9 protein-coding genes are annotated in these 12,160 nt (G+C 58.1%); 2 read left to right on the top strand and 7 right to left on the bottom strand.

The window, feature by feature from the left end; translation table 11 throughout:
• Nucleotide 1 precedes the first annotated feature (1 nt).
• Nucleotides 2-898, bottom strand: coding sequence for a LysR family transcriptional regulator (locus VDP81_RS08630; RefSeq protein WP_323012061.1), 897 nt, complete (start codon nt 896-898; stop codon nt 2-4).
• Between the two features lie 206 nt (nt 899-1,104).
• Here VDP81_RS08630 and VDP81_RS08625 point away from each other — a divergent pair, with 206 nt between their 5' ends.
• Nucleotides 1,105-1,446: a DUF4148 domain-containing protein gene (locus VDP81_RS08625; RefSeq protein WP_322995931.1), complete on the top strand. Its 342-nt coding sequence runs from the start codon at nt 1,105-1,107 to the stop codon at nt 1,444-1,446.
• 9 nt (nt 1,447-1,455) lie between these two features.
• On the opposite strand, the gene VDP81_RS08620 is transcribed toward VDP81_RS08625, so the two are convergent.
• Both VDP81_RS08620 and VDP81_RS08615 read right to left on the bottom strand, forming a co-directional pair.
• A complete protein-coding gene (locus VDP81_RS08620; protein ID WP_323012060.1) occupies nt 1,456-2,088 on the bottom strand; it encodes a Crp/Fnr family transcriptional regulator in 633 nt (210 codons plus the stop codon).
• Nucleotides 2,089-2,399: 311 nt separating this feature from the next.
• Nucleotides 2,400-3,881, bottom strand: a complete 1,482-nt coding sequence (locus tag VDP81_RS08615) for an IS5 family transposase (RefSeq protein ID WP_323012059.1) — start codon at nt 3,879-3,881, stop codon at nt 2,400-2,402.
• Nucleotides 3,882-4,073: 192 nt separating this feature from the next.
• Here VDP81_RS08615 and VDP81_RS08610 point away from each other — a divergent pair, with 192 nt between their 5' ends.
• Nucleotides 4,074-5,759 carry a methyl-accepting chemotaxis protein gene (locus tag VDP81_RS08610; protein ID WP_323012058.1) on the top strand — a complete coding sequence of 562 codons (1,686 nt, stop codon included), beginning with the start codon at nt 4,074-4,076 and terminating at the stop codon, nt 5,757-5,759.
• A 69-nt stretch (nt 5,760-5,828) separates the two neighbouring features.
• On the opposite strand, the gene VDP81_RS08605 is transcribed toward VDP81_RS08610, so the two are convergent.
• Genes VDP81_RS08605 through VDP81_RS08590 form a run of 4 tightly spaced genes read right to left on the bottom strand, consistent with a single transcriptional unit; the run spans nt 5,829 to nt 11,960 of the window.
• Nucleotides 5,829-7,421 carry a TolC family protein gene (locus VDP81_RS08605; protein ID WP_322995928.1) on the bottom strand — a complete coding sequence of 531 codons (1,593 nt, stop codon included), beginning with the start codon at nt 7,419-7,421 and terminating at the stop codon, nt 5,829-5,831.
• Nucleotides 7,422-7,425: 4 nt separating this feature from the next.
• Entirely contained in the window at nt 7,426-8,814 is a 1,389-nt protein-coding gene (locus tag VDP81_RS08600; RefSeq protein ID WP_323012057.1) for a TolC family outer membrane protein, read from the bottom strand.
• 32 nt (nt 8,815-8,846) lie between these two features.
• Nucleotides 8,847-10,214 (bottom strand): HlyD family type I secretion periplasmic adaptor subunit, encoded by a 1,368-nt coding sequence (locus VDP81_RS08595; RefSeq protein WP_323012056.1) that lies wholly within the window; start codon nt 10,212-10,214, stop codon nt 8,847-8,849.
• Nucleotides 10,215-10,223: 9 nt separating this feature from the next.
• Entirely contained in the window at nt 10,224-11,960 is a 1,737-nt protein-coding gene (locus tag VDP81_RS08590; RefSeq protein ID WP_323012055.1) for a type I secretion system permease/ATPase, read from the bottom strand.
• Between the last annotated feature and the right edge of the window lie 200 nt (nt 11,961-12,160).

The raw sequence follows: 12,160 nt of genomic DNA, 5'->3' as shown, positions 1-12,160 counted from the left end.
CTCAGCGGGCGTGCAAAGCCTGGACCTTGCTCAGGCGCTGCGCCAGGAAGTCCAAAAAGACCCGCGTGCGGGCAGGCATCATGCGCGAAGGAAACAGGGCTACCAGGTGTTTGGGCTCAAACACCCACTCGGGCAGCACCCGGACCAGCGCACTGCCCTCCATCCCATGGATGGGTAGCTGCCCGATGCCAGCGCCGGCCCTGATCAACTGGCGCAGCATCAAGACCTGATTGACGGCAATCCTGCCCCGCACCCGGACTGGCTGCATATGGCCCGAGGCATTGTGCAAATGCCAGACCGAGTCTTCGCGCTGCGTGCTGGTCCGCAGACAGTCATGCATGGCCAGATCCATCGGGGTTGCAGGCACGCCATGCGTCTGCACATAATCCCTGGATGCGTACAGTCCCAGCGTCAATGTCCCCAGGGTCCGCGACACAATGCTGGAATCGGGCAGCTGGGCTATCCGGACCACCACATCATAGCCATCCATCTGCAGGTCGATTTTGCGGATGCTGAGGTCGTATTCGCACTCGATATCCGGATACTGCCGGGAAAAATCGTGCAAGGCATCTTGAAGAAACTCCAGCACCAGACCTGAAGGCAAGGACACGCGCAAATGCCCCCGAGGCAGGCGGGTTTCCTCCTGCAGCAACTCGTGCGCCACACGAGCTTCTTCGACGATCAGACGGCAACGCTCGAAGTAGACCGCCCCGGCTTCAGTCAGTGCGACCTTGCGAGTGGTGCGATTCAGCAAGCGGACCCCAATGGATTTTTCGAGCTGGGTGATCCGCCGCGACAAGGTGGAAGCGGGCAGGCCCAACACTGCTCCAGCACGGGTGAACCCACGGCTGCGAGCGACTTCAACGAACAATTCCAAATTATCCAGAGATGGTTTCATCCAGGAACTCTAGGGTTAACACCAAAATAAATTCTATATTTATAGACTTGTTAATTATATATGTAAGTCAGATTACCACTAAAAATGGAAAGATGAATTGGCATTTTGCGTATTTATCGATCGGCGAAAAAGCAGCACACTAGCGTCACTGAAACAGCGCGTACCCGTCGAAAACTCTAGTACGCAATGTATTTGACTCACCTACCATGAAGGAAACCATCATGAAAATCGCCGCTACTCTGACTGCCCTGGCCCTGGGACTAAGCACCACAGGTTTTGCTTACGCTGACAGCCTGTCGAACTATCCCGTCGATACAGCAGCAACCGCCACCAGCACCCTGACTCGCGCTCAAGTGCAACAGGAACTGCAACAGGCCCAGGCCACTGGCCTGCTCATCATCGGTGAAAACCCCGCCTATCCGATGCTGGCTCAGCACGACAACAACAAGGCCCGCGCTGAGGTCCTGTCCGAACTGCGTCACGCACAGGCTGCCGGCCTGGTGCACTCTGCGGATCAAGCCAACTACCCGGTTGGGTTCTCGGCATAAGGCTTAAGGCTACAGGGCCTGTTGATCGCGATAGTCCAGCAAGCCCTGCAAGTCGAGAATCGTGAATTCGCGTCCCTGGACGCGAACCAGCTTGCGTTGGATCAGGTCGTGCAAAATCCGCGAGAAATGCTGTGGCGTCAGATTGAGCCGGGATGCAATCACACCCTTGGGGATGGTCAAGCGCACCGGAACGCCTTGGTGGTGACTGGACGCACGCAGCAAATAACCAATCAAGCGCTGATGACCATTACGCACCGTATACGCCCCCATATCTCCCATCATCATGTATAGCTGACGACTGAGACTCGCCACCAACTGCTGGGAAAGCTGCGGGCTGTGCGCCATCTGGGTCAGGATGATGTCTTTGGGGATATAGATCAGATGGCTGTCGCACAAGGCTTCGGCACTGGCAATATATTCACGCCCCAGATACATCAGGGCCTCGCCAAAACTGTCGTTGGGGCTGACGATACGCATGATGCGTTCCAGGCCGGACGCGGCCTCGTAGCAGAGTTTTATCCGCCCCTGCACCACAATATGCATGCCCAGGCAAGGTTCGCCTCGGTGGGCGATGATTTCGTCACGCCGCACGGATAACTGACGCGCGCTTTGCAGGATCGGTGCCAACACCGTGGCAGGCACGCCCTGAAAATACGGGAGCTGCGCCAGGATGTCAGGATGTGAGGGAACTGGCCTGCTGGTCACGGGGCAAGTAGAAATAAAACAACAAGAGCCCATGTTAACCGTCTTTGGACGACTCGAGGGCGGCGCCATCCATGAATTCGTCGATGAGTCATGTTTGATAGCCATGATCAATTCACAACGAATAATGAGTATTCACAGGCTATGAATATAGCATTTACAAAAACCCTGACAATGCAGGAAAGGCCGCATAGGCCTTCTTTTGATGTATCCCTATATTAGTCGTCCCTGAAGAATTCATTTCACCTATATCACGCCGGATTTCCGGCGATCTGAGGCCACGCATCCTGGCGGGGTAGCTCACCCCACAGGGATGATTTCTGAATTCGCTGCCAGATCCAGGTCAAAAAATAAGGCGCAAAAAAAGGGCGGATGCCCTTGCGGGCAATCATGCGCAGCAGCCACTTCATATTGAAGCCCGCCGCGCATAGCACCGCGTGGATAGCGTCCCCAATTTGTCCCTTCAAGTGGCAGCGATTCATGCCGTGATCGCTTTTAAGATGCCCAATGATCGGCTCAATCGCCTGGCGCCGTCTCAGCAACTGCTGCTCTTTGGGTGTCAAGCGTTTGAATTTCCCACGGTGCTTCAGTGCATATTCCGGGATTTCACCATCTACCCCGCGATACCCCAGATCCGCATAGATCGTCTTGGGTTTGACGCCGGTGTCCTGCAGCAGGATACTGGCTTGCTCCAATGCCTCCGCCAAAGTATGACCATCGTACGGGTTGCCTGGGAAGCTGCGTGCGCCCACGATCAGGTTCCCTGTCAACGTGGTGACGATACCCACCTTGACGCCGAACTCATATGGGGTGCGGGCCTTGCCCTTACCGATACACTCGACTTCGGGGGCATGCCAGCTGTAAATCTTGTCCTTGCCCTTCACCGCCTGCTTGCGACGGCTCTGCTCCGCGATTCGATGTGCTCGGGCCAGCAGCGGATCCAGGGCTTGCTGGATGCTTTGGGCCAGCACCGTCTTGCTGCGCTCGATGTCGCGGGCCAAGCGGCCCAGAATCGTGCGCTGGCGCTTGATCGCTTTGTGCATGCGGCGGTACTGCTTGGCGTGCGCATATCGCCCAGCCCGCCTGGCCAGGTCCCGGCCTTCTTTGGCGTAGCTTTGCTTCAAGCAAATGCCATGGGCCTTGGCAGCCTCAGCCAGCTTGTCACGTGCCACTTCCAGCAAGCGGCTGTCAGTGGGGTGTGCCACCGCCTTGCTCTGCACCGTGCTGTCCACGATCACGGTTTCCAGTGCCCGACGTTCAATCAGGCCCAGCTTCATGCCCACCATAATGGTTTGCACCAGCAATTCTTCCACGCCTTCTTCGCCCAGCAGGCCTCGGAAGCGGCTGATCGCGCTGGGATCGCACGGCAGGCGATCCTCGAAATATTCCTGGCCGGAAAAGTATTGCCAGACTGGCGTCTCGCTCCAGCGTTCGCATACGCCTTCATCACTTTCGTTGAAGGTGTGCTTCAGATACAGCAAGGAGATCATGAGGCGCATCGGCAGGCGCGGGCGCCCAGCGTTTGAAATCGCACCGCCCACGACAGCCACGCTCGGGCCAAACAAATCCACATCGGAAACTTTCTTTCCTGTGCGCACTTGGCGTGCAAATCGATGGGCCACCGAGGCCTCCAATTCCTGCCAGGGAATATGCGTGGCGAGTACCGCCAGCGGTTTGCGCAGATCGATCATTTGATCCAGGCGACTGCGGAAAAAATCGTCGATTTCACTCATGGGGCGTTTGGCATTTCTCCCAGAAAATGACCTGCAACGGAGGCGTTTCTGGGAGATTTGTTGGTTTTGGATGTCAATATTATTACATGAAATCAATGTGTTATTGATACTTCAGGGGCGACTATATTAATAATGCCAATTGCGTTTCGCCCAGCACCCGCAGTTGGCCTCAAATGCTCTCGGGAGACTAGCATGACGATCACTAGCCAACTCAGTTTGAAGCAGAAATTCATTATCTTGTCAGGCCTGTTGCTACTTACAACAGGGGTCATCATCGTTAGTCAATGGGTAGTCATCAAGGCCAACAATGAGATCATGCGTGCCTACCAAAACCGCTATACGTCTTACCTGCTGGCGGACGAACTTCGGCAAAGCTCGGACGATCTCACCAGATTAGTCCGTGCCTACGTAGCAACAGGCCAGCAGAAATGGAAAGACCAGTATGACGAGGTCGTCAATATCCGTGCCGGCAAACAGGCCAGACCTGCGGGGTACGAAGGTATTTATTGGGACTTTCGAGCCGCCGATATCAATATGTCCGGCCAGCCGGGTCCCACAGTTGCGTTGCTGGACATGATGCGGGCACAGGGCTTCGATACCGAAGAGCTGGATAAGCTCAAAGAAGCCAATGATTTATCCACCAGCCTGGCCCAGACAGAATCACAGGCCATTGGCCTGACCGCCACCTTGGCTGCCCAGGGCGAGGGCCGCCTGGATACCAAGAACCAAGCTTTCATTCGCGCCAATGAGATGGTCAACGGAGCTGAATATCTCCAGAAAAAAGCGGCCATCATGGTACCCATCAATGATTTCTTCAAGCTGCTGGATCAGCGCACTGCTGATTCCATCGCGCAGGCGCAAGACGAAACCCATACCTGGCAAATCGCACAGGCCATTGTTGTCCTGATCATGTTGGCGGTATTTTTTGCCTTGCTGTATTCCAGTTTCCAATACATCATCCGTTCTATCAGACTGTCGATGGGTTTCGCCCAATCGGTATCCCGCGGCGACCTGACCACCGACGTCAAACACAGCGGCACCGACGAGGTTGCCCAACTGATGCAGGCCTTGAATGAAATGCAGACTGGCCTGGGCAGCCTGGTTACCTTGGTGCGCGGCAGCAGTAGTTCTGTGGCCATGGCCAGTGCTGAAATTTCTCAAGGCAGCATGGATCTCAGCGCCCGCACATCGTCGCAAGCCAGCGCACTGCAGCAGACTGCGGCCTCGATGGAACAACTCTCTGTCACAGTCCGCCACAATGCCGATAATGCCAAAAAGGCCAATGACATGTCACAGGAAGCCGCCCACATCGCCCAGGAAGGTGGCAACATTGTCACGCAAGTCATTGACACAATGCATGAAATCAGTGATAAGTCACAAAAGATCACAGATATCGTTGGCATGATCGATGCGATTGCCTTCCAGACCAATATTCTGGCGCTGAATGCCGCTGTCGAAGCCGCCCGCGCAGGGGAATCCGGCCGAGGCTTTGCCGTCGTGGCTGCCGAGGTACGGGCGCTAGCCCAGCGTGCAGCAAGTGCTGCCAAGGATATTCGCCATCTGATCGATGAAAGCGCGCTGTCTGTCAATACGGGGTCCGAACTGGTGGAGCGCTCTGGGTCCACCATGAACAATGTGGTGAACAGCATCGACAAGGTCAAAGTCCTGGTCGGCGAAATCAGCGCCTCGAACCATGAACAAAGCTCTGGCGTCAACCAGATCGGTCAGGCAGTGGCACAAATGGATCAAGACACACAACAGAACGCTGCACTAGTCGAACAAATGACCGCAGCGGCAGGCAACCTGAATCAGCAAGCCCAGGATCTGGTGCGATCCGTCGCGGTATTCAAGGTTCGTGAACAATACCAGGTGTCGTAACGGATAAGCGCTGCGGCCCGACGACGCTTTAAAACCTGCCCTGTCGCTGACAGAGCAGGTTTTGTCGGCCTAGTGTTCGAAGGCTTGACCGACGAATATCTCGTCCAGGGGAATCCCAGCCGCTGCCAACAAGGCAATCCGGGCGCGCAGGTATTCCAGTCTCGCCTGATTCAGTTGGGCACGAACATTGAACAGGCGGTCCTGCATTCTCAGGGTATCCAGGTTGCTGCCCAGGCCAAACTGGTGGGTCTTGCGGGTTGCCTCCAGACCAAGGGCTGCGGACTGAGCAGAGGACTCTAGTGCACGGATGCGTTGAGCGCCACCGGTGATGCCCTGATAATGCCGCATGACATCGGCCAGTGTCTGTTCCTGAGTAGCATCCAGCTCATGGCTGGCCTGGCTGGCCTGAGCACGGGCCTGGGCATGCAAAGCAGTATCGTAACCACCAGAAAACAACGGCACACTCAGCTGCAAGCCCACGACATACGTATTGGTGCGCTGGCTTAATGAGGACAGATTTTCACTGTCGGCCTTGGACCAATTGGCTACAAAGGCCAGCGTGGGTGCATGACGGCTGGCGGCGCGGGCGACATCGACCTGGGCCACGCGCAGGCTGGCCCGCTGCGCAATGATATCTGCATTGCGCGCACGCGCCATATCCAGCCAATCCACCAATTGGGCGGGCTGCAGCGGCGGCAAGACCGTGGGATGTATGGTGGTCAGATCGGATGCAGTGGCGGGTGCGCTGCTCGTGGCAGCAAACTGCGGCGTCACGGGCAGGCGCTGGCCGGGGCCGCGACCGATGGGCACGCCCAGCATACTTTGCAGGGCTTCCTGGGCCACATCCAGGCTGGCTTGGGCGCGAATCGCATCGGCACGGGCAGTTTCCAGTCGCGAGCGTATTTGCTGGATGTCGATCACATTGCCTTCATTGTGCCGAAACAAGGCCTCCTGGCCAGCCAGCTGTGCGCTCAGGGAGTCTGCCAGCGCCTGACGCAATTCCAGTGCATCGCGCGCGCCCAACAGGGCAATCCACGCATCGCTCAGGCGCGCCGCCAGTTGCTGGCGTGCCGCCAGCCAGTCGGCATCGCCTTGGACCGCACGGGCCTCGGCCCAGCGCCACGTGTGATATCTGCCCAGGTCGAACAGCGGTTGCTGCAATTGCACATAGGCGTTACTCGAGTCATATTCCAGAATCGATTCGCGCATCAAGCCAAACAGCCAGGGTTGACGCCGCAAGCCGTCGATGCGGCTGCGGGAATATCCTGCCTGGATTTGAGGCAACAAGCCCGCCAGACCCTGGGTACGGAAAGTGTCGGTCGCCTGACGGGCACTGGTCGCCGCCAGCCAGCTGGGGTCGTGCGCGAGGGCCATGGGCCAAGCCTGTGCCAAAGTCAGCTGGGCGGCCTGGGCCTGATCCAGCGTATCCAGCGCGGCAGACAAGGCCGCCGATTCCTGCTGCTCATGCTTTGCAGGCAACTGCCCCTCGGGCTGGATATTCTCCGCACCTGCTTCAAAGGCGGAATGTTGGCTTTCTGTCGCCACCGACACGTCACCGGCCAACGATGAATCCGCCGGAACACTGGACGGCCACATGTCCGTCAGCGTAGAACAGGCAGACAGGCCTACAGACAACAGCAGGATGGCAAAGAGGCGGGCCATCCAATCAACCCAGCTGGACAATATTGGGGCCGAACCAGGCCTTGGTGGCATCCGCAATGGCTTCATCGTCCAGGGCGCCCGAGACGGCATCCAGGCCAATATGGGCATTGACGTACTCCAGGCGCGCCTGCGCCAGATCGCGCTGGGCAGTCAGCAACTGATCCTGGGCGTCCAGAATATCGCTGATGCTGCGCGTGCCCCCTTGGTAGCTTTTTTGCATGGCCTCCAGGGACAAGGCCCCGGTGCTGACGGCGGTTTCCAGGGCAGCAATGCGCTGAGCGCCACTGACGACCCCCTGATATTGGCGGGTCACATCAACACCAACCTGCGCCTGGGCGGCATTGAGCTGATGACCTGCCTGATCCCGGCTATGGCGTGCCTGCTGGACCTGTGCGTAGGTCTGGCCACCTGCAAAAATAGACAAACTGGCCTGCACACCGATGCTGTTGTAATAACTGTTCTGGCTGCGGGTGGAAATCGAATCAGACTCGTTGACGCTGCGCGAAGCAACAGCACTGACCGTGGGCAAAAAACCGCCGATGGCCTTGTCAACCTCGCGGTCGGCGACCCGCAGATTTTGCTGGCTGCTCTGGATATCCGCATTGGCCTGCTCGGCCCGCGCTTGCCAAGCCGCCAGATCAGGCGGGTCCAGGGGCACGGGCTTGAAGTCCGGCGACAGGCCCAGAATCTCAGCGGGGTCTGTGCCTATCATGGCCTGCAGTTCGCGACGCGCAATCGCCAGGCCGTCTTCCGCCTGAATCAGGTTGGCTCGCGACAGGTCGCGGCGCGAGGTGGCTTCCCGTACGTCGGTAATGGTGCCCTCGCCCGCATCATAGCGGCGCTGGGCAATATTGACGTTCTTATCGCTGTTATTGAGATCGCCACGAGACAGGGCCACGTTTTCGTAAGACAGCAGCGCCTGAAGATAGCGGCTGATCAGCCGCGTGGAAATATCACGGGCCTTGGTATCAAACACCGCCAGGCTGAGGTCTGCCCGGGCATAGCCCTGACGAGCCCCGGCAATCTTGGCCCAGTCAAACAGTGCCTGACTGGCCTGAATCTGGTTGGTGCGGGTCATATAGGCCAGATCGGTCTCGACCACATTGCCCCGCGCATCGGGGGCCTGCAAAGTACCTCGCGTCCGGCTGCGCCCTGCGCTGGCGTTGATCTGCGGCAGCAGCGCTGCACGGCCCAGCGCACGGTTCGCCTGACCTGCCTCGCGCTCGCTGATGGCGGCCTGATAGCTGGGATCGTTGGCCTTGGCCAGTTGCCAGGCGGATAGGGGCGAAACCGAGGACTGCTTGGCAATCGCCTGGGCTTTCGTGTCTCCGGCAGAGTCCGCTGCCGATGCAGCCTGCGGCCAGATGGCTGCCGGAGTCAGCAGCACAAGCATAAGCATAAGCGCGAAGACACGGGTACGGAAGATCATTTTTCGGTCAATGATGTGTGCAGGCGTTCGAGGAAGGGCTTGAGCAGGTAGCTGAAGAGCGTGCGTTCGCCCAGCTTGATCATCACCGTGGCCGGCATGCCGGCGCGTATGTCTCCGCCGACTGCTTTGACCATTTCCTCGCCTTCGGGCAGAAGTTTCACCTTGGCCTGATAGTAAGGAATGCCTGTGCGTTGATCGGTGATGCGGTCAGCAGAGATCGTGACGAGCTCTCCGGGCACGCTGGGAGTTTTCGCATGATTCAGCGCTGGAAAGGTGATTTCGACAGGCAAGCCAGGATAAACACGATCAATCGCCTGCACGGGGACCTCAGCGTTAACGACATAAGAGGCGTCGTCCGGAATGATTTCCATGAGTTCTGCGCCGGGTGCAATCACGCCGCCGACCGTATGGATCTTCAGATTCTGCACCGTGCCTTCGATGGGCGAACGGATTTCCGTCTGAGCCACGGAATAATCCAGCGAGGCCAGACGATTGGCCAATGAAGACACTTCTTTTTGCACATCACTGAGCTGGGATTGGACTTCTTTTTGGTAGTCCTGTTCGCGCTGCAAAACCCGCAGCTTCAGTTCGGCGATCTGGTTGCGGGTACGCCCGGCATCCACCACGGCATTGGACAGCGCCCCCTGTAGCTGGGCGGCATCGCGTTCCAGTTCGAGCAGGCGATTGCGCGGCAGATAACCGTCTTTGGCAAGTTCGCGCACCCCGGCGAGTTCTTTGTTGATATAGCTGATTTGTTCCTTGCGACTGGCCTGGACCTGCAACAGTCCATCCAGCTGGGTCTGGGCGCCTGCCAGATTTTCGCGCAAAATGGCGATTTCGCCCTTCAGGGCTGCCCGACGCGTGCCAAACAGTTCTTCCTGGGCTGAAATCGCCCGCTGATAGCGGGGGTCATCGTGAAAGCGCTTGGCCAGCTCCTCGTCAAAGGCAATATTTTCCAAACCGTCGCGTTCAGCCTGGAGCCGGTCTTCGGTGGTACGGGCAATAATGTACTGGGAACTGGCCACGCCGCGATCAGACAAGGCGCGGGTGGGATTCAGGCGCAGTAGCACCTGATTCGCAGCGACACGGTCGCCATCGCGCACCAGAATGGCGTCGACGGTCCCGCCCTCGAGGTGCTGGATGGTCTTGCGGTTACCCACGACCTCGACAACGCCATTGGCGGGCTCGCCTTCGTCCAGAGGGGCAAAAGCACCCCAGCCGACAAAACCGCCAAAACCGATGACCAGGGCCAGCAGGCCAATACGCAAGGGCCGGACGAAATTTTCGTCCACCTGGCTGCCGGGGGCTTCCAGGGCCTCGTTGATATCGTCTTCTGCGGTGGATTTACGTGAAAATAGCTTCATGGGGTGTCTCTATCGGCCAGCGGCGACCTGCAGTTGGCCATTGCCCGCCGCTTGGCTGCGTGCCTGCAACTGTTGCTGTTGCAGGCCCTTGAGGACGTCTTCTCGGGCGCCATACATCATGACCACGCCATCGCGCATCACCAGGAGCTTGTCGACAGCAGACAACACGCTGGTGCGATGGGTAATGACGATGACGGTGGAGCCCTGGGCCTTCAATACTTTCAAGGTCTCGACCAGGGATGCCTCGCCGGCCTCGTCGAGATTGGAGTTGGGCTCATCCAGCACGATCAGCGCCGGATTGCCGTAAATGGCACGCGCCAGGGCCACACGCTGGCGCTGTCCACCCGACAGGGACGAGCCGTTCATGCCCATCTGGGTGTCATAGCCCTGAGGCAGGCGCAGAATCATGTCGTGCACGCCGGCCTGCTGGGCCGCCGCAATCACCTTATTGGAATCCGGAGTGGCAAAACGGGCGATGTTCTCGGCCACACTGCCCTCGAAGAGTTCGATATCCTGGGGCAGATAGCCAATATGGGGGCCGAGTTCGTCTTTATTCCAGCGATAAATATCGGCGCCATCCAGGCGCACATTGCCGGCCTGGGCGCCCCAAACCCCCACCAGTAGGCGGGCAAGCGTGGATTTTCCCGCCCCCGAAGGGCCAATCACACCGACCACATCACCGGCATCCACGCTGAAATTCAGGCCCTTGAGTACTGCAGCGCGTGCACCCGGCGGGGTGGCAAACACGTTTTCAAGCAGCAAGTGACCACGCGGCGCAGGCAGGCTGAGGCTGGACCCACGCGCAGGCGCGGTTTTCAGCATTTCGTCCAGACGGGCATAGGCGCCCTTGCAGGCAATGAATTGTTTCCAGGAATTGATGGCCATTTCCACCGGGCGTAGCGCCTGGCCCATCAGGATGGAGCAGACAATCATCATGCCGGCGGTGATTTTTCCTTGAATCACCAGCAATGCGCCCACCCCTAGAATCAGGGACTGCAACGAAATACGCACGAACTGTGAAATGCCGCTAATGCGGGCATTGCGATCCGACGCGAGCGTCTGCAGGCCCAGCATGCGGCGATGCTGGGACAGCCAGCGCGAACGCAAGCCCGGCAGCATGCCCATGGCCTCGATGACCTCGGCGTTATGCAGATGGCTGTTGGCAAAGGCATTGGCACGCACAGATGCCTGGTTCGCCTCGTCCAGCGGCTTGTGGGTCGCGACGTGGGTCAGGTACGCCATAATGACCAGCACAAAGGAACCAAAAACGTTCATGGCCCCCAACAGCGGGTGCACCATGAAGGCCACAGCAATGTAAATCGGTGTCCAGGGGATATCAAACACGGCAAACAAGGCGTTGCCGGTCAGGAACTGGCGCAGGCGGGTCAGGTCTTGAATTGCCTGGGAAGGATTGCCGCCCTCGCGACGAAGGTTGCGCTCGAAGGCAGCCGTGAAGACCCGCTGGTTCAGCATGGTGTCAAAGCGGTTGCCCACGCGGATCAGCACCGAGGACCGCACCAGCTGCAACAAGCCGGACAGGGCAAAAATTGCCACCACCAGCAACGAGAGGACGAGCAGCGTAGTTTCATTCTGGCTGTTCAGCACGCGGTCATAGACCTGCAGCATGTACAGCGATGGCGTAAGCGCCAGCATATTGATGACGAAACTGAAAGCCGCCAGACTGTAGAGGATACGGCGAAAGCGGAATAGCGCTTCGCCCAGTTCGGTGCGGTTGTGTGGAGTCATTGAACCGAGAGTATAAGAGGCGGCATCGAAAGGGGCCGCTGATGCAATCATCCGCTTCTGGATCAGAACATCTAACGCCCATGACGCAAGACTTACCAAAAGCAAAAGCAGAAAAGCATTTCAATATAACATGTTAAGCCTGAACATCGCTTGAACGTAGGCTGAATTTATTCTGACACCGCCCCCCCCGATTCAGTGCT

The organism is Castellaniella sp. (genome assembly GCF_034675845.1).
Taxonomy (GTDB): domain Bacteria; phylum Pseudomonadota; class Gammaproteobacteria; order Burkholderiales; family Burkholderiaceae_B; genus Castellaniella.
Note: the sequence above shows the minus strand (reverse complement) of the source record. Positions and strands in the feature narration are given on the sequence as shown.